Consider the following 26,796-nt stretch of genomic DNA (forward strand, 5'->3'; position numbering starts at 1 on the left):
GCCACGCGACGTGCCCCAGTAGCTCCTCGCCGCGCAGGACCTCCAGCGTGTCGTGGCTCTCGCGCAGCATCACGCTCAGGGCGCTGCGGGCGTTCAGGTCCGCCTGCACGCGCGGCGCGCCCGGCGAGGGGAGACCCGCACGGACGAACGCCGACACGGGCCGCCCGGCCAGCTGGCGCAGCGTGGCGTCCTCACCCAGGAAGTCCCGCACAAAGTCGCTCGCGGGCCGGTGGATCAGGTCGTCCGGCGTACCGAACTGTTCCAGGCGGCCCGCGCGCATCAGCGCCACCCGGTCCCCCAGGCGCAGCGCCTCGTCAATGTCGTGCGTGACCATGATCACCGTCTTGCCCAGTCGCCGCTGGATGTCGCGGAACGCCTCCTGCAGGCGGTCGCGGGCCAGCGGGTCCAGCGCCCCGAAGGGCTCGTCCATCAGCAGCACGGGGGGGTCGGCGGCCAGCGCGCGGGCCACGCCCACCCGCTGCGCCTGTCCGCCCGACAGCTCGGCAGGACGTTTCTCGCGGTACACGGCGGGATCCAGGCCCACGAGGTCCAGCAGCTCGTCCACGCGCTGCGCGGTCATGCGGCGGTCGCGGCCCAGGAGGTCCGGGACGGTCGCCACATTCTGCGCGACGCTCAGGTGCGGGAACAGCCCGATCTGCTGGATGACGTAGCCGATGCCGCGCCGCAGCACCTCCGGCTTCAGGCTGCGGGTGTCCTGCCCGTTCAGCAGGATGCGCCCCCCGGTCGGTTCGATCAGGCGGTTGATCATCCGCAGCGTGGTCGTCTTGCCGCAGCCCGACGGCCCCAGCAATGCCGTGAGCTGCCCTTCCGGAAACGTGAGGTTCAGGTCCTGTACGGCGAAACTGTCGCCGTAGCGTTTGTCCAGATGTTCCACTTCGATCATGTGGCCCTCCCCAGGCGGCGGCCCAGCCAGCCTTCCAGCGCCCGCAGCGCGCCGTCCACGAGAATCGCCAGCAGCGCCGCCGGCACGGCCCCCAGCAGGATCAGATCCGACGCGGCGCTCTGGAGGCCCTTGAAGATGTACGTGCCCAGGCCCCCCGCGCCGATCAGGGCCGCGACTGCCGCCACGCCCACGAGGAGTACCGCCGCCTGCCGCACCCCGCCCAGCCACACCGGCAGCGCCAGGGGCACCTGCACCCGCCAGAAGCGCTGCGAGGCGGTCATGCCCATCCCGCGCGCCGCGTCGATCACCCCGGCGGGCACGCCCCGCAGGGCCACCACGCCGTTGCGCAGCACCGGCAGCAGCGCGTACAGCGTCATCGCGGTCAGCGCCGGGGCCACGCCGATCCCGCTGATCCCGGCCTCGCGCAGGGCGGGTACGGCGTTCGCCAGCGCCGACAGCGGCGCGATCAGCAGGCCCAGCAGGGCGAGGCTGGGGAGCGTCTGCACGGCGTTCGCCACGCCCAGCACCGCGTCCGCGACGCGCGTGCGACCCGCTGCCCACACCGCCAGCGGCATCCCGATCAGCACCGACAGGCCCAGCGCGCTCCCCACCAGCCGCAGGTGCTGCCCCAGCTCCTGCACCCAGCGCGGGCCCTCGTTGCGACCCTCGACCAGCACCGACCAGCCCGCCAGGTGCCCGCCCAGCAGCAGCGCCAGCGCGGGCGGCAGCCACAGCCACGCCACCCAGCGGCGCTCCGGCAGGGCCAGCCCCGCCGCGTAGGTCGCCACGCCCGCCCCCAGCAGGTACAGCCACACGCCACTGGCCGCACTGGCCCGCGCGAAGTCCGCCTGCCCCACGAGCGCCGCCGCCGTGCGCCCGCCCAGCAGCCACACGCCCAGCAGCAGCGCCAGCGTGGCGGGCAGCCACACCAGCCCACGCCGCACCTGACCCGTCAGGGCCGGCAGCAGCGCCAGCACGGCCGCCAGTGCCACCCAGGCGGGTGGCAGCCGCAGGTACTCCCCGGGCGCGAGGCGGTTCGGGCGCAGCAGCACCCACGGCAGCCACGCCCCGGCCAGCATCGGCAGGGCCGCGAGCCACAGCACCAGCCGCACGTCCCGCCGCGCAGCAGCAGGGGCAGGAGCCTGCGCCCCTGCCCCGCCGTCACGCCGCGCCGTCCTCACCACCGGGCCCAGCGCGGCGGCCGCATTACTTGATCAGCCCCTTGCCCTTCAGGTACTCGCGCGCCACGTCCTGCGCGGTGCGGCCCTCCAGCGCCACCTTGGCGTTCAGGCCCTGCAGGGTGCTCTGGCTGAGGGTGGCGAAGGTCTTGTTCAGCAGCGCTTCCACTTGCGGGTTGGCCTTCAGGGTCGCCGTGCGGATGATCGGCGCGGGCTGGTACACCGCCTGCGCGCCCTTGGGATCCTTCAGGGCCACCAGTTTCAGCGCCGCCAGGGTGCCGTCGGTGCCGTAGGCCATCGCGGCGTTCACGCCGTTCGTACCGCTCGCCGCCGCCTGCTGCGTCTGGGGCGGGGTAGCGCCGGCCAGCACCAGCTTCTGCTCGGCCTTCAGCTTGAAGCCGTAGCTCTCCTCGAAGGCGGGCATGGTGTCGGGGCGGTTGAAGAACTCCGGGCTGCCCGCGATCTTGAACTTCCCGCCGCTGCCGAGGTACTTCGCCAGATCGGCGACGCTGCTCAGCTTGGCGCTCTGCGCCAGCGCCTGCGGCACCGCGATCACCCAGGTGTTGTTCACGTTTGCGGGCTTGAGCCACGTCACGCCGTTCTTGCTGTCGAGCTGGCGCGCCAGGCCGTAGATCGTGCCAGGGTTCCCGGCCTGCTTGGCGCTGATCTTCGCCTTCGGGAAGAGGTACACGGCGTTGCCGGTGTACTCGGGGTACACGTCGATCTCACCGGCCAGGATCGCCTTGCGGTTCACGCCGGTGTCGCCCAGGTTGGTCTTGTCGGTCACGTCCAGCCCGGCGTTGCGCAGGGTCAGGACGATCATCTGCCCCAGGATCTGCGCCTCGGGGTCGAGTTTGCTGCCCACCACGATGGCCTTCGCGGACGCCGAACCCAGCGCGCCCGCCGTGAAGAGGGCCGCGCCCAGCAGGGCCACGCGATTCACTTGACGATGTCTCATGGGTGCAACGTACCCGCCCGCCCACAGCCCCCCGGTGGGGCAGGTCACAAAACCGTCCGGAGCCGCCGGGGCGTAAAGGTTTCTTAAACAGTCCTCACCGGCACCTCAGGGCTGCTGCGCCTCGTCCAGTCCCACCCCGAACCCCTGATCGAGCAGGGAGTCGTTGTAGGTGCGGAACGCCAGCATCGTCTGCGTGCGCGCGATGCCCTCCACCTTGCGCAGGTGCCCGGTCACCACGTCGTCCAGATCCTCGTAGCGCGTGAGTTTCAGGATCGCCACGATGTCCCACTCGCCCGTCACCGAGTACACCTCGCGGACACTCGGAACGCCCGCCAGCGCCTCGGCGGTCTCCTGCACGCGCTGCCGCTCGGCCTGCACCATCACGATCGCTGTCACCATGCCCGCCATTGTGCGCCGCGCCCCCACTGCGGCACAACAAAGGCCGCGCCGCTCTCCTCAGGGGGCGGCGCGGCCTGATCAGCCGATTACAGCACGAGCAGGATCGGCTGCTCCAGCGTCCCGACCACCTGCGCCAGGAACTGCGCGGCCCGTCCGGCGTCCACGTCGCCGTTCAGGGTCAGGGCGGCGCGGCCATCCTGCACGCGGCCCACGCTGAGCGTCGTCGTGTGCGGGAAGTGCAGGTCGTCCAGATCCAGCGCCCCGGCGTCCACGACCAGCAGGTCCGGCGTGCCGTCGAACGCGCCGGCGTCCAGCGCGTCGCGCAGGCTGCCGCTGCCGGCGGCGCGGGCGCCACCCTCGGCGTGCATCGCCACGCTGCCCAGCCCCAGGGTCTCCGCGTGACGCTGCGCCGCGCGAGCGATGAGCAGGGCCAGTGGCAGATCACGCGAGAGGGCTGCCGTCACCTGACCACGCAGGTCGTGCAGGGCCGCCACATCCGCGTCGCGGCGCAGGTACGCACCGAACCAGACGCCGTTCGACGGCATGGCCGCGGCAGGCGCGGCCTGCGGCGCCGGCTCCGCTGCGGGGGTCGCGGCTGGCGTCACGGCGGCAGGCAGCGATTCGGTGGGCTGGTCGGTCTCCGGGGCCGCCGGGGCCTCGGTCGCGGGTTCGGTCCCCACAGGCGCGGTGTCGGCCGCTGCGGTATCGACCGGTGCAGGCGCCACCGGCGCCATGGCGGGCTCGCTGACCTCAGGCAGCACGGCGGTCGGCGCGGCCACTTCCGTGACGTGCTGCGCGGCGGCCGGCTCGCTGACCTCGGGGGCCAGGACGGGCGCCGCAGCGACGTCGGCCACCTCAGCCGGCGCGTCGTGCGTCTCGGCCGCGGCCGGCGTCGACTCGGCCGGCTGGTTCCAGGCGGCGTCGTCGGCCCGGCGGCCATCCGTCCAGGCCGGCGCGTCCGGCGTCGCCGGTTCGCTCACGGCGGGCGCCGCCGCCACCGGGGCAGGCGTCACCGGAGCCGATTCCATGGCGGCCGGCACGGCCGGCGTCGGCGCAGCAGGCGCGGCAGGCGCACTGCTGACCGGTTCGTGCTGCGCCGGGGTGCTCTCGGCCGGTTTCTGGTACAGGCGGGAGAGCAGGCTGCCCAGCCCCGACGCGAGCCCACCCCCGGCCGCCGGTGGCGTGGGCGCGGCGGGCGCGGCCGGTGGGGTCATGCTGGCGGCAGCCTGGACCACGGCCGGCGTTTCCGGGGCCACGTGGTGCGCGGCCGCGACCGGCTCGGGGGCCTGAACGGCAGGCGCCACGGGCTCAGGCGCCGGGGTGGCCGCCACGGGGGCGGGGGTTTCAGGCTCGTCTTCCAGCTCGAATTCGAGCGCGTCGTCGTCCAGGCTGCTGGCCGGCGTGGCCGGCACCTGCGGCGCCGCGCGGGTCTGCTCCACGAAGGCGGTCAGATCGGTGTCCACCCCGGCGCGGCTGAGCATGTCGGCGCTCATGCCGGCGCGGCCCAGCATGTCGGCGGTGGGGACTTCCTCGCCGTTCCAGTCGGGCGGGGGCAGGTCGACGGGCGTATCGGGCGGATCTTCCTCGCCACTCATGACGCGGGACAGGTAGTTCAGGATGTCCTGTTCAATAATCTGGCCACCTGCACCTGAGCCCTGCAGTTTCTGCCAGTCAATCCCGTTCGCTTCCGCCAGAATCTTGGCGAGCGGAGCAATCCGATCCATTCATTTCCCCCTTTGTGCGCCACATTGTAAGCGACTTCCTGATGGTGTGACGCCGGTTTTTTCCCACTGCCGACCCCGGCAGCGGGCATGCGAACGTGACCACGCGCATGCAGGCATGAAAGCAGCCTGCCGCGCCGCGTCTGACAGCCTTCTTTCACACTGCTCATCCTCAGCACATGGCGGCGGCAGGCCGCGCGGCAGCTGTCCCTGTCACCGCTGAGCTGGGGGTGCTAGCCTACAGGGCGACCCCCGCGCTGCGCCGGCCCAGCCGACGCGGCACGCCACCAGGAGTGATATGCAGATACTTGAGGAGATGCAGTCGCGCGGCCACGAGGCCCTGACGCTGCTTCATCACGCACCCAGCGGCCTGCGCGCCGCCCTGGCCGTGCATTCCACCGTGCTGGGCCCCGCCATTGCCGGCGTGCGCCTGCGCGAACAGGACGAGGAGCTCGCCATTCGCGGCGCGCTGGCCCTGTCCGAGAGCCTGACCCTGAAAGCCGCGCTGGCCGGCCTGAACTACGGCGGCGGCGCCTGCGTGCTGATGACGCCCGAGTGCGGCATGGACGACCCGCACGCCCGGGAGGCGCTGTTCCGCGCGCTGGGCCGGCAGGTCAGGCCCATGGAGGCCCGCGTGGTGCTCACCGAGGACATCGGCGTGAGTCCGGCCGACATCGCCTTCGTGGCGCAGGAGACCCGCTCGACCCTGGGCATGCACACCGACACGAGTGCCGTCACCGGCTACGGCGTGTACCGCGGCATGAAGGCCGCCGCGCGCTTCGCGCTGGGGTCAGAGAGCATGCGCGGCGTGCGCGTCGCCATCCTGGGGGTGGGCGCGGTGGGACGCACCCTGGCCGCGCACCTGCACCGCGAGGGCGCCCGCCTGACGGTCGCCGACGACCGTCCCGAACGCGCCGAGGCGCTCGCCGAGGATCTCGACGGGGTCACGGTCGTGAGCTGCGACCAGATTCTCGACGTGCCGTGCGACATCCTGGCGCCCTGCGGGTACGGCCACTCCATCCGCAGCACCGACGTGCCCCGCCTGCAGTGCCGCCTGATCGCCGGCGGCGAGCACCATCCCCTGACCCGCCGCGGCGAGGACGCCGTGAAGGAGGCCGGGATCGTGTACATGCCCGACTTCGCCATCAACTCCGCCGGGCTGATCGCCGCCGCGACCGACCTCGACATGAACCAGGCCGCCGAGCGCGTCTACCAGACGGTGGGCCGCATCACCGCCGCCGCCGAGCAGTACGGCAAGGCCCCCCACGTCGTCGCGCGGCGCATGGCCGAGCGGCGCATCGACCTGATCGGCAGCCTGGGCGCCGCCGGCAGCTGGAGGAACGCATGAGTACCCCCTTCGTGATCGGCGTGGCCGGCGGTTCCGGCAGCGGCAAGACCACCGTCACCCGCCGCGTCGTGGACACCGTCGGGCAGGGCGGCGTGGCCGTCCTGAACCAGGACAACTACTACCGCAACCAGGACGACATCCCCTTCGAGGCGCGCCTGAAGACCAACTACGACCATCCGGCCGCCTTCGACTGGACGCTGCTGCGCCAGCACATCGACGCGCTGCTCTCGGGCGTGCCGATCGACATGCCCGAGTACGACTTCACGCGCCACACCCGCGCCCCGCACACCACCACCGTGCTGCCCGCGCCGGTCGTGGTCCTGGAGGGCTTCTTCGCGCTGTACGACGAGGCGCTGCGCGAGCGCATGCACCTGAAGGTCTTCGTGGACGCCGACGCGGACGTGCGCTTCATCCGCCGCCTGCTGCGCGACACGCAGGAACGCGGCCGCACCCCCGAGAGCGTCATCGAGCAGTACCTGGAGTACGTGCGCCCCATGCACCTGAGCTTCGTGGAGCCCACCAAGCGCTACGCCGACGTGATCATCCCGCACGGCGGCATGAACGAACCCGCGCTGGACATGCTCGCCGCGCGTATCCGCACCACCATCTGACGTCCGGCGGGCACGCACTTTTGGAGGACGCCACGGGGCGCCCCCGGCGTCATGCTCAGCTGTTCCGGCCGCGCCCCCACCCGGTCAATTCCCTGCCATTAGGATGTGCCCTGTGACCCAGCCCGCCCAACCCACCCCGCCCACCTCGCCGGGCATGACCGTCCCGGCCCCCTCCCGGCACCCCCTGACGCCGCTGCTGCTGGGCCTGATCGTCCTGAGCGCCATTCCCGCCCTGATCCTCGCCGCCCAGCGTGTCAGCTACGAGCAGCGCAGCAAGACCACCGCGCTCGTCATGGACTACCCGGCGGTGGTCACGCAGGCCCGCCGCTTCGGCCGCGACCCTCAGGAACTCCTCGCGCACTACCAGAGCCTCGGGATCAACGGCGTGGCGATCTACGAGGATGTCATCGGCAACCTCGCCCAGCGCGGCGAACTGTACCTGAAAAGCGGGGCCGACCTGCGCGCCGAGACGGGCGACGCCGCCATCAGCCCCCGCAACTTCTACCTGCGCTCGCTGAAACCCGGCGTGGCCGAGTCGCTCCCGGCGCGCTACACCATTCCCACCCGCACCGTGCAGGCCGGCGGCCAGCGCTGGGTCGAGTGGCCCACCGATCCCACCTTCCTGCCGGTCGGGCCGGACGAGACGCTCGTCGAGACGCTCAAGGCGCGCGGCTTCATGCTCGTCTACCGTCCCTACGCCGACGACGCCGTGCGCGAACCCGGCGCCGACTGGCCCGACGTGCCCTTCATGATCTTCAACGGCGAGGAGGTCATCGGCGCGCGCACCCCTGAACTGCTCGCCAAGATCAACGAGCGGCTGGGCCAGCGCGTACCCGCCCTGATCGAGGCGACCCCACAGCGCGGCCTGGACACCCTGGTCGCCACGCACGGCGGCGCGCGCACCTTCAGCGTGAACCCCGCCTGGCAGCAGCGGCTGGACCCGATCACGCTGGCGAGCAAGTACAACCTCGCCGCGCGTGAGCGCAGCATGCGGCTGCTGTACGTCCGGCCCTACCCCACCGTCAACGAGACCGACGATCTGCTCAGGCGCACGACCGAACTGCTGGGCAAGTCCGGCGTGAAGGTCACGCAGCCGGTCATCGAGCCCTTCCGCGAGAACACCCTGCTGCGCACCCTGAGCCTGATCGGGCCTGTCGCGGCGCTCGCGCTGCTGGGCCTGAGCTTCCCGCTCGTGCGTCTGGGGCTGCTCGCCGCCGCCGCCAGCGGCGTCCTGGCGATCGTGATGAACAAGTTCAACCCCTACGCCGGCGTGGCCCTGATCGCCGCCGTGACCTTCCCCGCGCTGGGGCTGGTGCTGCGCCGCGCGCGGGTCAGTGACTGGTTCGTCGCCACCGGCCTGAGCCTGACCGGCGTGCTGTTCGTCTCGGCGCTGGGCGCCACGAAGGACAGCGTGCTGGGCCTGGAGCCGTTCCGGGGCGTGGGCCTGACCCTGCTGCTGCCGCTGCTGCTCGTCGCCGCGAGCTTCCTGCCCCGCCAGGACCTGCGCAAGACCATTCAGGACGTGTACAACGCCCCCATCAAGCTGGGCGACATCCTGATCATGGTGCTCGCCGCCGGCGTGTTCGCGCTGGTGTTCCTGCGGCGCGGCAACGCCACCGGCGCGGGCGTCAGCGATACCGAGGCCAAGATCCGCCAGGATCTCCAGGACACCCTGGTGCGTCCGCGCTTCAAGGAGATGGCCGGGCACCCCCTGGGCATCGTGGGCCTGAGCGGCGTGCTGCCCGGGTACTTCGGCGCGCTGCTGATCCTGGGCGGCGTGGTCGGGCAGTCGAGCATCCTGAACACCTTCAGCCACTTCCACACGCCGCTGCTGATCAGCGCCCAGCGCTGCTTCCTGGGGCTGGGCATCGGCCTGATCGCCGGTCTGGTCGTCGTGCAGCTCGTGAGGGCCGCGCTGCACCTGTGGCACACCTACGGCAAGGCCCCCGCCGAGGTGCGGGCGTGAAGGTCACCGTCAGCGGCTACTACGGCTTCGGCAACACCGGCGACGAGGCCATCGCGCTGGCGATCACCCGCGAGCTGCGCAAGTACGGCGCGCGCCCCCTCCTGCTCTCGAACACCCCCGAGGACACGGCCCGCACCTACGACTGTGACAGTGAGGCCCGCATGCAGCCCGCCGCCCTGATGGGCGCGCTGCTGCGCTCGCAGGTGGTGCTCTCCGGCGGCGGCGGCCTGCTCCAGGACCGGACGAGCGCCCGTAACCTCACGTACTACCTGGGCGTCATCCGGCTGGCGAAACTGCTGCGGCGCCGCGTGGTCGTGTTCAACCAGAGCATCGGCCCGCTGAGCCCCGAGGGGGGCCGCCGCGTCGCCCGCGCCCTGCGGGGCGTGCCGGTCATCGTGCGCGACCGGGGCAGCCTGGACACGCTGGCCCAGCTGGGGATCCGCGCCGAACTGGGCGGCGACCCCGCCCTGCTGCTGGCCCCCACCCCGGGCCTGACCCGCGACCCCCGGCGCGTGATCGTCGCGCCGCGCGGCGACGTGACCGACGCCACCGACGCCCTGAAGGAGGTCGTGCGCCGCCTGCGGGCCGAGGGCCGCCACGTGACCGCCCTGAGCTTCATGCCCGACCATGACGATCAGGCCGCCCACGGTCTAGGCGCCGACGACGTGCTGAGCACCCGTGACCCGCAGGTCGCGCTCGACGCCATCGCGCAGAGCGGGTACGTGATCGGCGTGCGCCTGCACGCGGTCATCCTGGCGGCCGCCAGCGAAACTCCCTTCAGCGGCGTCGCCTACGACCCCAAGGTGCAGGGCTTCTGCGACGACGCGGGCGCCCCGGCCCACCCCACCCGCCTGAACCCCGGCGCGCTCGCCGATGAGGTCCTCGTGCGCCGCCTGCCCGACTGGACGGCCATCGAGGACATGCGCCTGCGCGCCGCGCAGAGCTTCAGCCGCGCCCTGAACCGCTGACCTCACCCCAAGCGGGCAGGCCCCCCAGCCACTCGGGAGGGGACCTGCCCGCTCGGCCGTTCGCAGTCAGGCGCCAGTGGCGATCACGTTGCAGGTGCAGCGCGCCATGCTCGTCACGCGGCCCCGCTCATCGCGGATCTCGATGCTCCAGACGAGCACCGTGCGGCCCCGGTACGCCAGCGTCCCCTCGCCCGTCACCCAGCCGTCCGTCACCCCGCGCACGTGGGTGCCGCTCAGGTCCACGCCCACCGCCACCTGCCGCGCCGGGTCCAGGTTCATCCAGGAGCCCACGCTGGCCAGTTCCTCCGCCAGCGCGAGGTTCGCCCCGCCGTGCAGCCGCCCGGCCGGCTGGCGGTTGCCGTCCACCGGCATGCGCGCTACGACCCGCTCGCGCGACACGGCCGTGAATTCGATGCCCAGCCGCGCGCCCAGCGTGCCGGACAGGGCGTTCATGCGCGCCGCCAGCACCTCCGGGCTGAGGGTGTCCAGCTCGTGCGCGGTCGGGAACTTCAGATCCGGGTGCAGCGTCATGCGCGCATGCTACAGCGGCCCTGCCCGGCGCGCCGGGGCCCGGCCTCAGCCCTGGCGGCGCGCCAGCGTGCGCCCCACGCCCAGCCCGTGCCGGTACACCAGTTCCCCACCCAGGAAGCCGCCGGCCACCGCCAGGCCCAGCCCCGCGCCCGAGAGCAGCTTGCCCAGGCCGCGCCGGCCCCGGCGACGCGCGAGCAGCGACCCCACGTTCAGGAAAAAGGCCGCCTCGTTCAGCGCGCCGTGGATCAGGCCGGTGCGGCGCGCCTCGCCGCGCGTGTTCGCCCAGTCGAGCCACCCCGTCCCGATGGTGCCCACCGCGCCCAGCGTCGAGAGGAGCAGCGCCGTGTCCGCCGCGCGGTCGTACGCGCCCGGGTCCGGGGCCGGCAGGTGATCCAGGGCCGCCGTCACCACCCAGCCTCCCAGCGGCAGGTGAACCAGGATGGGATGCAGCGGATGCCCCACGCCCTCGCCGTGCAGGGCGTCCAGCAGCGCAGGCGGCAGGGCTCCCTCGGCGCCCCTGAGCAGACCCTGGAGGGCCTCGGCGGCGACCTCCAGCGCGTCATGCTCACTGACGGCGTCCTCCAGGGCGTACGCGGGCGGTTGACGCGACTTCAGCGCGGTCTGCTTGAGCATGGTCACCCCTCCTTGCCGCTCACCGTCGCACCCGCGCCCCCGACCCCGCATGGGAGTGGGCTTCAGGAACGTTCATGCCGCCCCGCGGCCCTCAGGACAGCGCGCAGCGGTAGGTCGCGTGATCCCAGCTGAACTTCAGCCCGAACACCTTCCAGGTCCCCAGCAGCGCCGCGAACGTCACGCGGCCCACCGGCTGCCCCTGCGCCACGTACCGCTGGTAGTGCGGCGCGATCTGCGGCAGGCTGCGCCCGGTGTCCAGCACCGCCGCGCCCGCGTCGTTCGTGGCGAGTTGCAGCACCTGCCACCGCAGCGGCCCCGCCTCCTCCAGCGTGAGCGCCGCCGCGAGTTCCGGCCGGTCCGGCGCGAGGCACGCCACACGCTGCACCGTCACCGGCCGCCCGTCGGGGGCGCGCACCTGCTCCACGTGCGTCAGGGCCGGAAAGTCTCCGGCCACCGCCAGCGATCCCAGCCCGACCAGCGCCCACACCCGCAGGTGACCCATGCCCCAGCCTACGCCCGGCCGCGCGCGCCCCGCAACGAGCCGGCGGGAACCGTTGCCCGGTCCCCGCCGACGCCGCTGCCCGGAGTTACGGGGCGACGGTCATGCTGCCCAGCTGGGTGGACTCGAAGGTCAGCCCCGCCCCGGAGCCTGCCCCGTTCACGTCACAGTAGGTCCACCTCACGCCACCGTCCTGACTGAAGCGGAAGGTGTAGGCGTAGGTGGTGCTGGCCGTGACCACCGGGGCCGTGAACGTGCCCACGAACTCGTCGTTGTTCCCGACCTGGACGTTGTACGTCGCCGGGAAGAACCGCCAGGCGTTGCTGCTGAGCGGCGAGGAGGTGTTGGGCCCGTACCCGACCTCGGCCAGCAGGTTCGCCGGCGCTCCGGCCGCCTCGGTCAGGCCCGCCTCGTACACCTGACCGTAGAGGTTGGGGGTCCGCTGGCCCTGATTGACGGAGAAGGTGGCCGGGAACTGAAGGGTGCAGAAGTCCGCCTCGGCGGCGCTGTTCGTCTCGTTCTCGGCGGCCGTGTAGGTGAACGCCTGCGCGAGCACCGCGTCGGGCGCCGCCACGCTGGCCGGGTTCTGCAGGCGGACATTCACCAGTCCGGTGGCGCCGCCCACGTTGGCGGGCACCGTGCAGGTGGCCGCCGTGGGCGACAGCACCGTGCAGGCGCTCGGGGCCGCGCTGCCGGCCGTCAGGCGCAGGCCCGGGGAGAAGTCCGTCCCGGTGACCGTGATGTTCGCGGCCCCCAGGGTCGCCGGACCGTCGTCCGGGCTGAGGGCGCCGGCCGTGAAGTTCACCGCGTCGTTGGCGTCGCCGGGGGTGGGGCTCGGATCGGCGTAGAAATCTACGCGGTTGTTGTTGGTGTCTGCACCCAGGGCGGCCCGGGCCAGCGTGGCGGCTGCCGTGGCTGTGGAGACGCTGGGCGTGAGGGCCGTGGCCGACTCGTACAGGGCCAGGCCGTTGAACGCCGTGTTGACGGCCAGGGCGTTGCCGCTCACGTCATGGCCGACCGTGTCCAGCAGGCTGCCGCCGGCGCTGACGAGCTGAATGGCGTCCCCGCCGCTGTTCTCCATGTCCATATCCCGGGCGAGCACATCCACGCCCGCCACGTACCCCGGGACGCTGGTGGCGCCCGCCGTAGTGGCGTCCGCGATCAGCAGGATGCCGTCCGCCGGGAAGCGCGTGCCGGCCGGGATGACGAACGTGCCGTCCGTCTCGCCAGGGGCGAAGTCGTTGTCCACGTTGAGCGCCCCTGCGCTCGTTCCCATGCCCTCCACGTCGTTTACCCGCGCGCCGCCGATCAGGGCGCCGCCCGGGCCGACCAGTTCCACGAAGGTCTTGCCGTCGTCCGCGGCGGGCGCGTCAATCAGCACCTCGTTGATGGCGGCCACCTGACAGCTGCTGTTCGCGCTGCCGGCCGTGTTCGTGACGCGGTTGCCCCGCCCGCTGGACAGGTAGAGGCTGCCACACCAGTTGGTCGGGGTGTTGTTGGCGGCGGCTGTGCCTGCCGCGCTGTCCAGTTGGGTGGACACGCCAGCGAATCCCACCATGGACGAGGCGGTCAGCGGCGTATTCGGATTCGTCACGAACGTCCGGAAGTCCACGCGGTCTTCCAGGGTGGCGGCGCCGCCCACGCGCGTCATCAGGGCCAGCAGGTCCCCGCTGTCGCTCAGCGTGAATGGCGTGCCGGGCGCGCCGTACACGAAGTTCACCCCGGCGGGCAGCGCGCCCCCGGCCGGATTGGCCACGCCGTACGCGCTGGCCCCGGCCGCCAGCAGCGCCGGCGTGCCGCTGCGGCCGTCCAGATCGGTCGGGGCCCGCAGCCGCGCGAGCTGACCCGCCGCGTTGCGCAGCCAGAAGTTCCGCAGGTCCACGGCCGCGCCGCTGACGTTGCGGACCTCAACGAACTCGCTGCCCAGTGCCTGGAATTCACTGATGATCACGCGGCCCGTCTCGGCGGCCGCGAGGACGCCCGCCGTGGTCGGGCAGTCGCCGCCCAGGGTCAGGGCCCCGTCGCTGCCGGCCGGGACCGCGATCCGGGGCGCGCAGACGGGCGTGGCCGCGCCGTCGTAGCTGCTGTCCCCTAGAACGCGCACCTCGCTGGCTCCCACATCGGCCGCGCGGGTCCGTACTAGGCTGTCGTCGCCCTGTTCCTGCACGCCCTGCGAGACCCGCGTGACGGCTTCGTCGGCCAGCACGAAGGTCATGGTGAAGCGGTACGGATTGCTCGCCACGTTGGTGTTCGGGACGCGCACGGCGACCGTGACCCGGCCGGTGTCGCAGCCGGGCGCGCCGCACCCCGCCGCCTCCAGGCGCCGCCGGTTCCCGCTGGTGTTCAGGTTGCGGGCGCTGTACCCGTACTGCAGCACCTGATCCTCTGCGGCGATGACGTTCGCGCTGCGCGCGGCCGTTTCCAGCGCCGTCGCCTCGGCGGCCGTGAAGACCTGGAAGTCCGCCTGGGTCGGCACGACGGCGGAGGTGCCGCTCAGGGCGTCGAAGGCCGTGCCGTGCATGGGCAGCACGCTGCGCGCCACGCTGGCGTCCGCGAGGGACTGGCCCGCCGCGTTCGTGACGTTCTTCAGGGCGGTGCCCCCGACGTTGGTCGACGCGCGGTTGTACGCGTAGAGGGTCAGGTTCTCCAGCGCCTGCGCGCTCACGTTGCGGACCGTGAACGTGGCGTTCATGTAGCGGAAGCCAGTCGTGTCGTCGTAATCGGTGAAGGCGGCCGGCCGGTCGAAGGTGACGTCGCCGTCCAGGCGGAGATCCTGGGGGCGCAGCCCGGCGGCCCGCACGGTTGCCTGCGCCGACGGGTGCGCGCCGAGTTCGAAGGTGAGTTCCACCGCGCCGCGGACGCTGGGCGCGCTGGGCGGCGGGGTGACGGCGGGAGTGGCCGGCGCGGGACGGCCCGAGCAGCCGGCCAGCAGCGCTGGCAGCAGCAGCGCCGTCAGTCGCAGTGGCGTCCGCGACCGGGGGGCAGTGGGGGGAACGGTCATCATGGCGTCTCCTGGGAGGGAAGTGGGGCGCTCAGCGGGAGCGGCTGCCCGGCTGGGCGCTCGGATCGAACGGCCAGCGGTTGCCGATGGGCAGGCTGACCGCCAGGGTCACGGCCTCCCAGCGGCCCAGGTCCGTGACCTGCGGCGCGCGGTAGGGGCGGGGGGTGGGGTGAGGGGTGGGGGGCAGCACAGTCTGGGTCATGACGCTCCTTGTCGCTGTCAGGAAGTCCCGGGGGACTCCAGCTCTTCATGAAATTTAAGAGAGCTCTCATGTACTGACTGGTACCCACCACACGAGTTCGGCAGCCCCCCCGGCGGGGGACCCCGCACCACACCCGTGGGCACACCCCTGGGCGCCCGGGCCACATCCCCCTGACCGGGGGCGCGCTACCCTGACCCGCATGACCACCCAGCGCCCCCGCGTGCTCGTCGCCAACGACGACGGCATCTTCAGCCCTGGCATCAAGGCCCTGGCGCAGGCCATGAGCACCTTCGCGGACGTGATCGTCAGCGCCCCCGACGTGGAACAGAGCGCGGTCGGGCACGGCATCACCATCCGCCGCCCGCTGCGCTTCAAGCACACCGCCAGCGCCGGTTTCGGCGACATTCCCGCCTACCGCGTGGACGGCACGCCCGCCGACTGCGTCGTGCTGGGCCTTCACCTGACCGGGAAGCCCGACCTGGTCGTCAGCGGCATCAACCTCGGCCCGAACCTGGGCGACGACCTGACGCACTCCGGCACCGTCGCCGCCGCCATCGAGGGCATGAGCTTCGGCGTGCCCGCCATCGCCTTCAGTCAGCGCGCCACGCCCGCCGGGGAGTACGACTTCGCACCCGGCGCCGCGTACGCCTCCCGCCTCGCCCAGACCGTCCTGGCCCGCGGCCTGCCCCCCCGCACGCTGCTGAACGTCAACTTCCCCGCACGCACCCCCACGGGCGTGCGCGTCACCCGCGTCGGCGAGCACCGCTGGGAGGACCGCCTGATCACCCGCCACGACCCCGAGGGCCGCGAGTACCACTGGGTGTCCGGCACCAGCACCGCCCCCGACGCGCACGACCCCGACACCGACTACGGCGCGGTCGAGGCCGGCCTGATCAGTGTCACGCCCGTCCGCATCGACCTGACCGCCCGCGACCTGATGACCGACCTGCAAGCGGCACTGCCCGGCCTGTAATCACTGCGCGGCCAGCACACCCGGCAGGCGCACGAACGTCGCCTCGTGCGCCGCGCGCGCCTGCCCCACCGCGAACCCCAGCGTCACCCGGGGGGCCGTCACGGTCGTCACCTCGGTCAAGCGCGACCCGCCGCCCGGCCGGTCCACCACCCGCCAGTGCACGGTCAGGCGCGTACCCAGCGCCGCGCGCACCGCCGACCACGCCTCCCCGTCCCCTGCCGTCAGGCGCGCCGGATACCGCAGCGGCACGCGCCACGGCCCCAGCGGCAGCGTGTCCGTGACTACCCAGTCCGTCCACGGGCGGCCCCGCGCGTCCACGCCCGCCCCCACCGGCTGCGCCGACACCATCAGCGCGTGCAGCCCCACGTGGCGCTTCAGATCCAGCAGGAATGCCAGGACTTCCTGCCCCGGCACGGGCAGGTCCACATTCAGCTCGAACGAACGGGACGGCACGTCGGCTATCGGCTCGCCTGCACCTGGAACACCCAGGCGCGCACGCTGTCCGGCACCGGCACGGGCGGCACCTCGCCCGCCCAGCGGCTCGCCACCAGTGTCAACTCCGGCTGGGCGGGGGATAGGAGCAGCTCCGCCCCCAGGAACCCCGGGTACTCGGGCAGGGTGTTCAGGAAGGCGTGCAGGGCTGCGCGGGCCGCCTCGCCCTTCCCCTCGGCGTAGTGCACCTGCATCAGGTCTGCCCGGGCATCAGTACAGGCTCAGCGGGTCGCGCGGATCCCAGCGGAGGTACGTGCCGAAATGCAGGTGCGTGCCCGTGCTGCGGCCCGTGTTGCCCACCCGCCCGACCGGCTGGCCCTGCACGACGAGTTCCCCGGCCTTCACGAGCGTGGCGCTCAGGTGCGCGTAGCGGGTGATCCAGCCGTCCGGGTGTTCCAGCACGACCGTCCAGCCCCAGCCCCGCTCGAAGTCCGCGCGGGATTCCAGCACCCGGCCCGAGCGCGCCGCGCGCACCGGCGTGCCCTGCGGCGCGACGATGTCCACCCCGTAGTGCATCTCGGGATCGCCGTCCAGCACGCGCTCGCCGTAGTCGCTGCTGATGGCGTGGTAGCCAGGCAGCGGCCACGCCCAGCGGCCCGGTCGGCTGCCGGTCGCCCGGACGGTCACCGGGGCGCGCGCCGTGACGGACGCGGTGCGGGGCGGAATGACCAGTTTCGCGCCCGCCCACACGGCCTTCCCGCCCCGGTACTGGGGGTTGGCTCCCAGCAGCTGATTGAGGCTCAGCCCGAAGCGGCGCGCGATGACCGTGAGGTTCTCGCCATCCCGGACGACGTACGTGCCCGCCTTCACGGGCGCAGCGGCGGTACGCGCGGCGGTGGAGGTGGGGACCGTCAGCACCCACCCGGCCTGCACGGCGTCCGCGGTCTTCAGGCGGGGGTTCGCGGCGCGCAGGGCTGCCACGCTGACGCCCGTCCGCACGGCGATGCCGCTCAGGGTGTCCCCGGCCCGGACGGTGTACGTGCCCGCCTTCACGGGCGTAGCGGCACGCGGGGCAGAGGAGGTGGGCACGGTCAGCACCCATCCGGCCTGCACGGCGTCTGCGGTCTTCAGGCGGGGGTTCGCGGCGCGCAGGGCTGCCACGCTGACGCCCGTCCGCACGGCGATGCCACTCAGGGTGTCCCCGGCCTTCACGCGGTACGACCCGGCGCCCGCCACGCCCGTCAGTCCTGCCGTCAGCACCGCGCCCAGCAGCGCCGCCCGGCCCCAGCTCGCCCCACACCACATCCGCACGCCCATTGCCGCGCAGCATACCCGCCTGCCCCCGCCCGGGCCGTGAGAAAGCCCGCCCGGCGGGGGGTGATGGCCCCCGGTCTGGGCCTCCCGCAGCGGCCGCAGGCGCAGGGCCTGCCCAGGGGCGCGTTGCATCTGCCCGGTGCCCTCCTTACCCTGTAGAGGCATGACCGAGCGCCCCGCCCCCACCGACCCGCGCCCGGACTACCAGCCGCCCGCCGGGCACCGCCGCCTCCACCTGACCGCCGCGTGGGACGGCGCGCCGTTCGCCGGGTGGCAGTCCCAGCCGGGCGTGGCGAGCGTGCAGGACACCCTCCACGCCGCGTTCACGGCGCTGGGTGCGGCCGCGTTCCGGCCGGTCGCGGCGGGCCGCACCGACGCCGGCGTGCACGCCGAGGCCATGCCTGCACACGTGGACGTGCCCGACACCTTCCGGGTGCCCACCACGAAACTCGCCCGGGCGCTGAACGCCCACCTGCCGCCCACCGTGGCGGTCCTGCACGCTGCCGAGGCGCCCGCCGGCTTCCACGCGCGCTTCTCCTGCACCGAGCGGCAGTACGTGTACCGCCTGTTGGCCCACCCGCAGCGGCACCCGCTGTGGCACGGGCGCGCCCTGCACGTCCCCCACCCGCTGGACGCGGCCGCCATGAACGCCGCCGCCGCCGCGCTGACCGGCACGCACGACTTCGCGGCGTTCGCCACGCAGGAGGACCGCCAGACGGTGCGCGAACTGCGGGTGCTGCGCGTGCAGCCCGGCCCGCTGATCTGGGAGATCCACGTGCACGGCGAGAGTTTCCTGCGGCACATGGTGCGCGGCCTCGTGGGCACCCTGCTGCTGGCCGGGCAGGGCCGCCTGAGCCCCGCGCAGGCCGGGGACATCCTGCACTCGCGGCAGCGGTCCCAGGCAGGCGCGAACGTCCCCGCGCACGGCCTGTCCTTCACCGGGGCGCGCTACGAGAGATTCGAAGCCAGCGCCACGTAGCGCTCCTCGCGGTAGGGGAGACCGTCCGGCCCGGCGTGCGCGTCCCACTCGGGCACCCGCCCCGGCTCGGTCATCCACTCGCAGCGGGTCGCCCAGTCCTGCCGTGTGGGCACGCGCGCCCGCACGCTGACCCGCCACTCGCCCCGCACCGCCCAGCCCACTGCCGCCAGCCGCCCGGGCACCTGCGGCACGTCTAGGCGCGGCCCGACGTACAGGAACTCCGCGCCCGGCGCGGCGAGTTCCGGCAGCCGCCCGATCACCGCCGTCGGCCCCCGGCGTGACACGATCAGGTCGAACGGACCACGCAGTCCGGGCGGGACCTCGCCCTTCACGTTCCACTCGTGAATGTCCGCGTGCGGGGCGTTCGCTCGCGCCTGCGCTGCCAGCTCCGGCACCATGTCGAACGCCGCCCAGCGCCCCACCCCGGATGCGAACCGCGCCGCGTCCGGCCCGTGTCCGCACCCGGCCTCCAGCACCCGTACGCCCGGCCCCAGCCGCTCCGCGAGCAGCGCATCGAACGTCAACTCCGGGTCCGGGCCGTCCAGCACCCGTGCCCACGGATGCCGGTACCCGCCCAGCTCACGCGCCAGCCGCGCGTACCATTCCCGGGAATGCGGCTTCAGTGGTTCGAGGGTCATCCGCCCAGCGTGACACGAGCCTCAAGACTTCACCTGCGCCATCTGACCTGCCCGCCCGCTACCCTGACCGCATGCCCCCCGACTGGCGTGCGTTCCCCGGTCCCCTGCCGCAGCGGGACGGGAATCAGGCCGTGTGGCGCGGCGGACTGGTCGGCTGCGGCGCGCTGAGTGCCGCCTGCCTGCTGCGCCACCACGCCGCGCCCCTGGGCGTGCCCCTGCCCGACCGGGACACCCTGGCCGAGCACCTGGCCGCCGCGCAGGGCGCGTTCCGGCTGCCGCTCCCGCAGGGGCCGCGCGCCACGTGGCCGTGGGCGTGGCTGACCGGCCTGAACACCTACCTGAACGACCGGAACCTGCCCCTGCGCGCCCGTGGACGCTGGGGTCTGCACCTGCACGCCCCCCTGACCGCGCATCTGGACCGCCTGTTCAGCGCGGGCCTGCCCGTCATCGGCTTCGAATTCAGTGCCCGCGAACAGCACTACGGGCTGCTCAGCGCCTACGCCCCCGGCCCGGACCTTCCCGCGCGGCTGCACGTGGACGGCAGCACGATGCACCTCGCGCCCCGCACCGGGCTGGGCGGCGTGTTCTGGATCGAGGCGGCCACCGGACCATGAGCTCTGAGGGGCGTTCACGCCCAGCTGTCCTGCCCAGAGCCCACAGCCCTTGCCCCTCACTCCCCCCGCACCCCGGCGGCCAGCAGGTGCGGGCTGACGCCCAGCAGCGCCGGGTCGCGTTCGGTCAGGCGCAGGGCGCGCAGGATGCCTTCGCGCCGATCTGGGTCGCGCATGGCGGCGTCCGGGTCGCGCAGCAGCGCGGCGGGTCCCTCGACGGCGTACACGCTCACGTCCCGGAAGCCGGCGCCCGCGCCCGCCAGTTCCCCCGCCAGTTCGTGCGGGTGGTGGAAGTACGCGTCCGTGAAGTGCCCGCGCCGGTGCTCGGGGTTGCGGTGCACGCCGGTGCGGTAGGTGTGCTCGCGGATGGGCCGCGCGTACGCCTCGTCCAGCGCGCTGCCCTCCTTCGTGAAGTCCCCGGCGATGTCGGCGGCGCGGGTGATCGCGGCGGCCAGCACCACCCCGCCGGGCCGCAGGACGCGCGCCGCCTCCGCCAGCGCGCGGGCCCGGTCACGCGGGTCGGTCAGGTGGTACAGCGGCCCCAGCAGCAGCGCCGCGTCCACACTGCCGTCCGGGTAGGGCAGCGTGCGGGCGTCGCCCAGCGCCACGGAACTCAGGCGCTCCAGCGTGGGGTCCACCCTCAGGCGCGCCACGTGCCCCGGCGTGGCGTCCAGGGCGTGCACCGCGTACCCGGCATTCAGCAGTTCCCGCGCGTACACGCCGGTCCCCGCGCCGATGTCCGCGATCACGGCCGGGCAGGGGGGCAGCAGCAGACTCAGCAGTTCCAGGGTCCGCGTGAACTCGATCAGGCCCAGCCCGCGCGTCAGGCGGTCATGCTCGCGGTCCTGCGCGTAGTACGTGCCGATGCCCGCGTGCGCGCCACCCTGACCGCTGCCGTTCCCTGTGTCCGTCATGCCCCAGCGTACGGACAGGCGGTCCGGGGAACATCCGCCGGATGGCTCAGTGATCGGGCTGCGCCCCGTCAGCCCAGCTGCACGCGCAGTTCGCGCGGCCCGCGCAGGATCAGGTTCGCCTTGAAGGGCGGGTTCGGGTCGGTCACGCGCAGGTTCGGGAAGCGGGTGGCGAGGGCGCGGAAGACCTCCGCGATTTCCAGGCGGGCCAGCGGGGCGCCCAGGCAGTAGTGGGGGCCCGCCGCGAACGCGAGGTGCCGGGCGCTGTTCGGGCGCTCCCAGTCGATGCGGTCGGGGTGGGGGAAGACCTCGGGATCGCGGTTCGCGGCGGCCAGCATGGTCTGCACGTGCGTGCCCGCGTGCAGCGTGACCGTGCCGCCCCCGCCGGCCGGCAGCGTGACCGCCTCGGCCAGCGTCCGTCCGTCGAGCTGAACGGGGGACACCACGCGCAGCAGTTCGTCGGGGACGTTCGGGTGGTCCGGGCGGGCCACCAGAGCCGCCCAGGCCTCCGGCTGGCGGTGCAGGTCGAGCAGCGCGCCGGGGATCAGGTTGCTGGTCGTCTCGTGTCCTGCGGCCAGGAGCAGGACCGCGTTCGCGAGCAGTTCGTCGCTGCTCAGGCGCTCCCCGCCGTCCTCGGCCGAGGCCAGGGCGCTCAGGAGGCCCGGTTGCGGGTGGGCGCGCAGGTCGTCCGCCAGGGTGCGGAAGTAGGCGCGCATCTCCTGCGCGTCGGCTTCCAGGCGGGCCATCAGTTCGGGGCTGCCCGTCTCCCCGGCGAGCAGGTCGGCGACGCTCTGGGTCCAGCGGATGAACTTCGCCTCGTCCTCGCCGCGCAGGCCCAGCATGTGCATGATCACCCGCGCGGGGAGCGGCGCGGCCAGTCCGGCCACCAGATCCACCTCCTGATCCGTGGGCAGCTCGTCGAGCAGGGCGTTCACCTGCGCGCGGATCAGGTCGCGCTGCTCGGCCACCACGCGCGGCGTGAACGCCGCCTGCACCAGTCCCCGCAGCCGCGCGTGCGACGGCCCGTTGTGGAACAGCATCATGGGTTGCAGCAGCCGGATGCTGGCCGTGTCGGCCGGCACCTGCGAGATGATCGCCCCGCTGCGCGCCGCCGAGGAGCGCAGCACCGCGCTGTTCAGCGCGTGCGACGTGGCGAAGGCCGCCCCCCACCCGGCCGGGCTGACCACGCCCGCCGGGTCGAGCGCCCGGACGGCCTCGTACGCCGGGTGCGGGTTGCGGGCGGTGTCCGGGTGCCACAGGGCCTGCACGGTCGCCTGCACACGCTGCTGCTCGGGACTCAGGGTTGCCAGGGGGCTGGTCATACCCCAGGGTGCCCAGATCGCTACTCGACCCGCAAGACGGAACGTCGAGTAGAGGCCGCCGGGGCGCGCTACGCTGCGGGCATGCCGCGAGTCTGGACGCGCCTGGAAGATCCGTCTGCCGCCCGGCTGGCGCTGCACCCCGACTACGCGCACCTGCTGGGCCTGCTGATGACCCGCGAGTGGACGGCCGCGGGGCTCGCCCGGCACCTGCACCGGCCCCTGAACGCCACGCACCACCGCCTCACGCGGCTCAGGCGCGCCGGGCTGGCCGTCACCCGCGCCGAGCCCCGCCGGGGCCGGGCCGTGCAGCACTACCGCGCGGTGTCCGACGCGTTCCTGATCCCCTATCACCGCACCACGCTGGGCAGCCTGGAGGACCTGATCGGCCTGCACGAGGACAGCTTCAACGCCGTGTTCCACCGCGCGGTCGTGCAGGCGGGCCTGCCGCTCGTGCAGCGCGAGGAGGACATCGCCGTGCGCCTGTACACCACGCCGGGCGGCACGCGCATGGACATCACGCCCCGCGCCGGGAGCTTCGACCTGCTCGACCTGCTGCGTGACGACGCCCCGGCCCTGACCGCCAACTGGGGCACCCTCCACCTGACGCGCGAGGACGCCAAGGCCCTGCAACGCGACCTCCAGGCGCTCCTGACCCGTTACGGCGCGCGGAACGGTCCGGACGCGTACCTGTACCGCCTGAACCTCGCCCCGGCCGGCGGCGCGGAGGAACGCTAGAAGCGGTCGATGACGTTCACGCCCGTCCCGGCGAAGCGGTCCATGGTCACCAGCGCCTCGATCCCACCTTCGAGCGAGAGGCGCTCGCCGATCAGCGCGGCGGGGTTCAGCAGGCCCGACTCGATCATGCCCAGCATCTCCGGGTACGTGTGGGCCGCCATGCCGTGACTGCCGTAGAGCTCCAGTTCGCGCGCGATCACGGCGTCCATCGGCAGGGCCGGGCGGCTCTGATCGCTCAGCAGCAGGCCCACCTGCACGTGCCGCCCGCGCCGCCGCAGGTTCGCGACCGAGTTGAACGCCGTCTGCGGGTGCCCCAGCGCGTCCAGTGACACGTGCGCGCCCCCGCCCGTGAGGTCCCGCACCGCCTGCACGGTGTCGGGGACGTGGCGGCTGTTCACCGTGACCTCCGCGCCCAGTTCACGGGCGCGAGCCAGCTTCGCGTCGTCGATATCCACGGCCACCACGCGCGCGCCCAGCGCCCGGCCGATCATGACCGCCGACAGGCCCACGCCGCCGCAGCCGTGCACGGCCAGCCACTCGCCGCCCCGCACCCGGCCCTGCTGCGCGACCGCCCGGAACGACGTGGCGAAGCGGCAGCCCAGGCTGGCCGCCGTCACGAAATCCAGGCTGTCGGGCAGGCGCACCAGATTCTGCTCGGCGTAGTGGATGCCCACGAACGGCGCGAACGACCCCCAGTGCGTGAAGCCCGGCTGGAACTGCTGCTCGCACACCTGCTGCTGTCCCGCCTGACACTCGGCGCAGCGGCCGCAGCCCGCCACGAACGGCAGCGTCACCCGGTCGCCGGGCCGCCAGCGGCGCACGTCCGCGCCGACCGCCACGACCGTCCCGGCGATCTCGTGCCCGGGCACGTGCGGCAGGCGGATGTCCGGGTCGTGGCCCATCCAGCCGTGCCAGTCGCTGCGGCACACGCCGGTCGCGCCGACCTCCAGCACCACGCCGTCCGGGGTGGGGACCGGGTCGGGCACCGTGCGGATCTCGGGGCGGTGCTGGAACTGCTCGTACACGGCGGCGCGCATGCCGGTCAGGGTACCAGCGCGCCGCGCGGCCACGGCGGGGGTGAATGGACAGCGGGACGCGGCCCTAGCTTCAGGCCGCGTCCCGCCTCCCCGGGTGCCTTACCCGCGGCGGGTGACGCCGTCGGTCGTCAGGAGCGCGCCGTACAGTTCGGGGCGGCGGTCACGGAAGAAGCCCATGCCCGCACGGAACTTCCGGGCCTCTTTCAGGTTCAGGGTGTGCAGCAGCGGGCCTTCCTCGCTGTCACCGAACTCGGCGACCAGCTCGCCCGTGTAGTCGCTGATGAAGGTGTGCCCGTAGTACGTCTGCTCGAGGTCCCCGACCCGTTCGGTGCCGATGCGGTTCGCGGCCGCCACGTACGTGGAGTTGCTCACGGCGTGACCGATCATGGCGCGCTGCCACATGTGGTGGCTGTTCGGGGACTCCACCTCGGCGGGCTCGCTGCCGATCGCGGTGGGGTACAGCAGGAAATCCGCGCCCTGGAGCATCATCACGCGCGCGGTCTCCGGGTACCACTGGTCCCAGCAGATGCCCACGCCCACGCGCCCATATCGGGTGTCCCACACCTTGAAGCCGGTGTCGCCCGGGTTGAAGTAGTACTTCTCCTCGTAGCCGGGCCCGTCGGGGATGTGCGTCTTGCGGTAGTTGCCCAGCAGCGTGCCGTCCGCGTCGATGCACACGAGGCTGTTGTAGTGCGCCTGCCCGGCCTTCTCGAAGTACGACAGGGGCAGCACCACACCCAGTTCACGGGCCAGTTCCTGGAAGCGGCCCACGAACGGGTGCCCGTCGAGCGGGTGGGCGAGATCGAAGTAGTCCTCGCGTTCCACCTGGCAGAAGTACAGGTTCTCGAACAGTTCGGGCAGCAGGATCACCTGCGCGCCCTGCGCGGCCGCGTCACGCACGTGCTGGGCGGCGCGGCTGACGTTGTCTTCGAGCTGATCGGTGACGTGCATCTGCACGACGGCCAACTTCACGGTCTCGGGGCTCATGGCCCACACGCTACCGGATGCACCTGCGGGCAATGGTGCGCGCGGACTTCAGGGCGGCTTGCAGAACCGCCCCCGCCCAGTCTGGGTGACCGGCCCCGCACGTTACAGCCAGCCCTTCTCCCGGGCGGCGCGGGCGGCCTCCACGCGGGTCTCGGCGCCCAGCTTTCCGATCGCCTCGGACAGGTAGTTGCGTACCGTGCCCTCCGACAGGCCCAGCGCGGCGGCAATCGCGGCGGTGCTCGCGCCCCCCTCGGCCTCGCGCAGCACCTGCCGTTCCCGTTCGGTCAGCGGATCACGCTCTCCCCAGGCTTCCGCGGCCAGCTGCGGGGCCACGGCGCGGCCCCCGGCGTGCACCTGCCGGATCGCGGCGGCCAGTTCGGCCGCCGGGGCGTCCTTGAGGAGGTACCCGCGCGCGCCCACCTCCAGCGCGCGGCGCAGGTAGCCACCGCGCGCGAACGTCGTGACGATCACCACCTGCGTGCCCGGCGCGTCCCGCGAGACCCGCGCCGCGAGGTCCAGCCCGCTCAGGCGCGGCATCTCGATGTCCGTGACCAGCACGTCGGGCCGCAGGCTCAGCACGCCCTCCCAGGCGGCCTCGCCGTCGGCAGCGGCGCCCACCACGTCCAGGTCGCCCTCCAGCGACAGCAGCGCCGAGAGCGCGCCGCGCACCAGGGCCTGATCCTCGGCCAGCAGCACGCGGATCACGCGCGCCCCCGCGCCCCGGCCGGGACCGGCAGGGCCGGGCGGTCGTCCTCGCCGGGCAGCGTGGCGGTCAGGGTGGTGCCGCTCCGCCCCTCGCGCGCCAGCGTGCCCCCGATGGCGCGCAGCCGCTCGCGCATGCCGGTCAGGCCGCTCCCCTCGGGGCCCAGGCCGCCCACGCCGTCGTCGCGGACGGTCAACTGCCAGCCGCGCCCCTGCGGCACCAGCGTCACGTCCACCGTGCGGGCGCGGGCGTGCCGCACCACGTTCGTGACCGCCTCGCGCAGCAGCATCGCGGCGGCCGCCTCGGTCGCGGGCGGCAGGGTGCACAGGGCGCTCCCCACCGTCAGGCGCACCCCGGCGGCGTCCAGGGCCACCTTGGCGCGGGCCAGTTCGGCGCTCAGGCCGCTGCCGCGGTAGCCGCTCACGGCGGCGCGCACCTCGCCCAGCGCCTCGCGGCTGATGCGTTCCACCTCGCGGATCTCCTCGGCGGCCCGCGCCGGATGGCGCTCCGCGAGCTTCCCGGCCAGTTCGCTTTTCAGCACGATCACGCTCAGGGTGTGGCCCAGCAGGTCGTGCAGGTCCCGCGCGATCCGCTCCCGCTCGGCCTCAGCGGCCAGGCGCTCCTGCTCGGCGTGCGCGGCGGCCAGCTGCGCGTCCGCCACCCGCCGCCGGAACGACGCGTGATTCCCGTACGCGGCCACCAGCGTGAACAGCATGTTCGGCGCCAGCCACGCCAGGTCCCCCGGCGCGTACGTGCCGTTCCAGAAGGGCAGCACCATCAGCGCGACGTTCAGGATGGCCAGCCACGCCGCCAGCCCCGTGCTGGCCTGGAAGCCGATCATGCTGCCGCCGTAGATCAGGTACGCGCTCGCCCCGCCCGGCGCGAGCGGCAGCAGCAGCGCGTACGTCACGACGCTCAGCGCCCAGCCGCCCAGGCTCCAGCGCGGGTCCGGGCGGCCCCAGAAGCTGCGCAGGAACACGCCCACGAACACGGTGTTCAGGCCCCAGAACAGCGCCGCTGCGTCCGGCCCGTGCGGCGCGTCCAGAAACGCCCTCACCGGGTAGTACAGGAACGCCAGCCACAGCAGCGGAAACACCTGCCAGAACAGCAGCGTGCGCCCCGATCGGCGCAGTTCGTGCGGCACCTGCTGCGCGAAGGGAATGCGGTTCATGAAGCCTCCAGAAGCGGACGGGTGAAGAGTCGGGGAACAGAGGGGAACCAGTGAAGCCGGTCCG

The 26,796-nt window shown here is 73.3% G+C and carries 28 protein-coding genes (1 of these 28 only partly in view); 8 read left to right on the plus strand and 20 right to left on the minus strand.

Annotated elements, in window-relative coordinates:
• From AUC44_RS00115 to AUC44_RS00135, 5 genes are all read right to left on the minus strand, one after another.
• Positions 1–904, minus strand: the 5' portion of a protein-coding gene (locus AUC44_RS00115) for an ABC transporter ATP-binding protein (protein WP_062156854.1). 29 nt of this gene lie to the left of the window's left edge; 904 of the gene's 933 nt are visible here — the first part of the coding sequence; the start codon lies at positions 902–904; its stop codon lies off the left edge, out of view.
• A complete protein-coding gene (locus AUC44_RS00120) occupies positions 901–2,007 on the minus strand; it encodes an ABC transporter permease (protein ID WP_417926368.1) in 1,107 nt (368 codons plus the stop codon). The genes AUC44_RS00115 and AUC44_RS00120 overlap by 4 nt, the downstream gene beginning before the upstream one ends.
• A gap of 103 nt (positions 2,008–2,110) precedes the next feature.
• On the minus strand, positions 2,111–3,040 hold the full coding sequence (locus tag AUC44_RS00125; RefSeq protein ID WP_082688884.1) for a glycine betaine ABC transporter substrate-binding protein: 930 nt from the start codon (positions 3,038–3,040) through the stop codon (positions 2,111–2,113).
• Positions 3,041–3,145: 105 nt separating this feature from the next.
• On the minus strand, positions 3,146–3,439 hold the full coding sequence (locus AUC44_RS00130; protein ID WP_062156856.1) for an Lrp/AsnC family transcriptional regulator: 294 nt from the start codon (positions 3,437–3,439) through the stop codon (positions 3,146–3,148).
• Positions 3,440–3,525: 86 nt separating this feature from the next.
• Positions 3,526–5,163, minus strand: a complete 1,638-nt coding sequence (locus AUC44_RS00135; protein ID WP_062156857.1) for an E3 binding domain-containing protein — start codon at positions 5,161–5,163, stop codon at positions 3,526–3,528.
• 295 nt (positions 5,164–5,458) lie between these two features.
• On the opposite strand from AUC44_RS00135, the gene AUC44_RS00140 reads away from it, so the two are divergent.
• The 4 genes from AUC44_RS00140 (at position 5,459) to csaB (ending at position 10,053) form a co-directional block, all read left to right on the plus strand.
• Entirely contained in the window at positions 5,459–6,508 is a 1,050-nt protein-coding gene (locus AUC44_RS00140) for a Glu/Leu/Phe/Val dehydrogenase family protein (protein WP_062156858.1), read from the plus strand.
• Positions 6,505–7,119: a uridine kinase gene (gene udk, locus AUC44_RS00145; protein ID WP_062156859.1), complete on the plus strand. Its 615-nt coding sequence runs from the start codon at positions 6,505–6,507 to the stop codon at positions 7,117–7,119. The genes AUC44_RS00140 and udk overlap by 4 nt, the downstream gene beginning before the upstream one ends.
• 103 nt (positions 7,120–7,222) lie before the next feature.
• On the plus strand, positions 7,223–9,085 hold the full coding sequence (locus AUC44_RS00150; RefSeq protein ID WP_417926354.1) for a DUF5693 family protein: 1,863 nt from the start codon (positions 7,223–7,225) through the stop codon (positions 9,083–9,085).
• Positions 9,082–10,053, plus strand: coding sequence for a polysaccharide pyruvyl transferase CsaB (gene csaB, locus AUC44_RS00155; protein ID WP_062156860.1), 972 nt, complete (start codon positions 9,082–9,084; stop codon positions 10,051–10,053). The genes AUC44_RS00150 and csaB overlap by 4 nt, the downstream gene beginning before the upstream one ends.
• 66 nt (positions 10,054–10,119) lie before the next feature.
• On the opposite strand, the gene AUC44_RS00160 is transcribed toward csaB, so the two are convergent.
• The 5 genes from AUC44_RS00160 to AUC44_RS16345 form a co-directional block, all read right to left on the minus strand.
• Complete coding sequence (locus AUC44_RS00160; RefSeq protein WP_062156861.1) at positions 10,120–10,584, minus strand: PaaI family thioesterase; 465 nt, start codon at positions 10,582–10,584, stop codon at positions 10,120–10,122.
• A 45-nt stretch (positions 10,585–10,629) separates the two neighbouring features.
• Positions 10,630–11,217, minus strand: coding sequence for a DUF2231 domain-containing protein (locus tag AUC44_RS00165; RefSeq protein ID WP_062156862.1), 588 nt, complete (start codon positions 11,215–11,217; stop codon positions 10,630–10,632).
• Positions 11,218–11,308: 91 nt separating this feature from the next.
• A complete protein-coding gene (locus AUC44_RS00170; RefSeq protein ID WP_062156863.1) occupies positions 11,309–11,719 on the minus strand; it encodes a hypothetical protein in 411 nt (136 codons plus the stop codon).
• 85 nt (positions 11,720–11,804) lie between these two features.
• Positions 11,805–14,720: an IPT/TIG domain-containing protein gene (locus AUC44_RS00175; RefSeq protein WP_062156864.1), complete on the minus strand. Its 2,916-nt coding sequence runs from the start codon at positions 14,718–14,720 to the stop codon at positions 11,805–11,807.
• 28 nt (positions 14,721–14,748) lie between these two features.
• Positions 14,749–14,919 (minus strand): hypothetical protein, encoded by a 171-nt coding sequence (locus AUC44_RS16345; RefSeq protein WP_157445105.1) that lies wholly within the window; start codon positions 14,917–14,919, stop codon positions 14,749–14,751.
• A gap of 199 nt (positions 14,920–15,118) precedes the next feature.
• Between AUC44_RS16345 and surE the strand changes: the two genes are divergently transcribed.
• Positions 15,119–15,892 (plus strand): 5'/3'-nucleotidase SurE, encoded by a 774-nt coding sequence (gene surE / locus AUC44_RS00180; protein ID WP_062156865.1) that lies wholly within the window; start codon positions 15,119–15,121, stop codon positions 15,890–15,892.
• On the opposite strand, the gene AUC44_RS00185 is transcribed toward surE, so the two are convergent.
• Genes AUC44_RS00185 through AUC44_RS00195 form a run of 3 tightly spaced genes read right to left on the minus strand, consistent with a single transcriptional unit; the run spans position 15,893 to position 17,641 of the window.
• Positions 15,893–16,345, minus strand: coding sequence for an SRPBCC family protein (locus AUC44_RS00185; RefSeq protein WP_062156866.1), 453 nt, complete (start codon positions 16,343–16,345; stop codon positions 15,893–15,895).
• Positions 16,346–16,350: 5 nt separating this feature from the next.
• The gene (locus tag AUC44_RS00190; RefSeq protein WP_062156867.1) at positions 16,351–16,578 is read right to left on the minus strand and encodes an antibiotic biosynthesis monooxygenase; all 228 of its coding nucleotides are present in this window, start codon (positions 16,576–16,578) and stop codon (positions 16,351–16,353) included.
• A gap of 16 nt (positions 16,579–16,594) precedes the next feature.
• Complete coding sequence (locus AUC44_RS00195) at positions 16,595–17,641, minus strand: LysM peptidoglycan-binding domain-containing protein (protein ID WP_197408556.1); 1,047 nt, start codon at positions 17,639–17,641, stop codon at positions 16,595–16,597.
• A gap of 160 nt (positions 17,642–17,801) precedes the next feature.
• Between AUC44_RS00195 and truA the strand changes: the two genes are divergently transcribed.
• Positions 17,802–18,617 (plus strand): tRNA pseudouridine(38-40) synthase TruA, encoded by an 816-nt coding sequence (gene truA / locus AUC44_RS00200; protein ID WP_062156868.1) that lies wholly within the window; start codon positions 17,802–17,804, stop codon positions 18,615–18,617.
• Here truA and AUC44_RS00205 read toward each other — a convergent pair.
• The gene (locus AUC44_RS00205; protein WP_062156869.1) at positions 18,587–19,255 is read right to left on the minus strand and encodes a class I SAM-dependent methyltransferase; all 669 of its coding nucleotides are present in this window, start codon (positions 19,253–19,255) and stop codon (positions 18,587–18,589) included. The genes truA and AUC44_RS00205 overlap by 31 nt on opposite strands.
• A 71-nt stretch (positions 19,256–19,326) precedes the next feature.
• Here AUC44_RS00205 and AUC44_RS00210 point away from each other — a divergent pair, with 71 nt between their 5' ends.
• Positions 19,327–19,869: a hypothetical protein gene (locus AUC44_RS00210; RefSeq protein WP_062156870.1), complete on the plus strand. Its 543-nt coding sequence runs from the start codon at positions 19,327–19,329 to the stop codon at positions 19,867–19,869.
• A gap of 56 nt (positions 19,870–19,925) precedes the next feature.
• On the opposite strand, the gene AUC44_RS00215 is transcribed toward AUC44_RS00210, so the two are convergent.
• Both AUC44_RS00215 and AUC44_RS00220 read right to left on the minus strand, forming a co-directional pair.
• Positions 19,926–20,780: a class I SAM-dependent methyltransferase gene (locus AUC44_RS00215; RefSeq protein WP_062156871.1), complete on the minus strand. Its 855-nt coding sequence runs from the start codon at positions 20,778–20,780 to the stop codon at positions 19,926–19,928.
• Between the two features lie 68 nt (positions 20,781–20,848).
• Positions 20,849–22,099, minus strand: coding sequence for a cytochrome P450 (locus tag AUC44_RS00220; RefSeq protein ID WP_062156872.1), 1,251 nt, complete (start codon positions 22,097–22,099; stop codon positions 20,849–20,851).
• Positions 22,100–22,180: 81 nt separating this feature from the next.
• On the opposite strand from AUC44_RS00220, the gene AUC44_RS00225 reads away from it, so the two are divergent.
• Complete coding sequence (locus AUC44_RS00225) at positions 22,181–22,834, plus strand: winged helix-turn-helix domain-containing protein (protein ID WP_062156873.1); 654 nt, start codon at positions 22,181–22,183, stop codon at positions 22,832–22,834.
• On the opposite strand, the gene AUC44_RS00230 is transcribed toward AUC44_RS00225, so the two are convergent.
• From AUC44_RS00230 to AUC44_RS00245, 4 genes are all read right to left on the minus strand, one after another.
• The gene (locus tag AUC44_RS00230; RefSeq protein WP_062156874.1) at positions 22,831–23,871 is read right to left on the minus strand and encodes a zinc-dependent alcohol dehydrogenase family protein; all 1,041 of its coding nucleotides are present in this window, start codon (positions 23,869–23,871) and stop codon (positions 22,831–22,833) included. The genes AUC44_RS00225 and AUC44_RS00230 overlap by 4 nt on opposite strands.
• 99 nt (positions 23,872–23,970) lie before the next feature.
• Positions 23,971–24,858, minus strand: coding sequence for an N-carbamoylputrescine amidase (aguB, locus tag AUC44_RS00235; protein ID WP_062156875.1), 888 nt, complete (start codon positions 24,856–24,858; stop codon positions 23,971–23,973).
• Between the two features lie 102 nt (positions 24,859–24,960).
• Positions 24,961–25,563, minus strand: coding sequence for a response regulator transcription factor (locus tag AUC44_RS00240; RefSeq protein WP_062156876.1), 603 nt, complete (start codon positions 25,561–25,563; stop codon positions 24,961–24,963).
• Positions 25,560–26,732 carry a sensor histidine kinase gene (locus tag AUC44_RS00245; RefSeq protein WP_082688885.1) on the minus strand — a complete coding sequence of 391 codons (1,173 nt, stop codon included), beginning with the start codon at positions 26,730–26,732 and terminating at the stop codon, positions 25,560–25,562. Before AUC44_RS00245 ends, AUC44_RS00240 begins: the two co-directional genes overlap by 4 nt.
• Positions 26,733–26,796: the final 64 nt, after the last annotated feature.

It is taken from the genome of Deinococcus actinosclerus, from assembly GCF_001507665.1.
Lineage (GTDB): Bacteria > Deinococcota > Deinococci > Deinococcales > Deinococcaceae > Deinococcus > Deinococcus actinosclerus.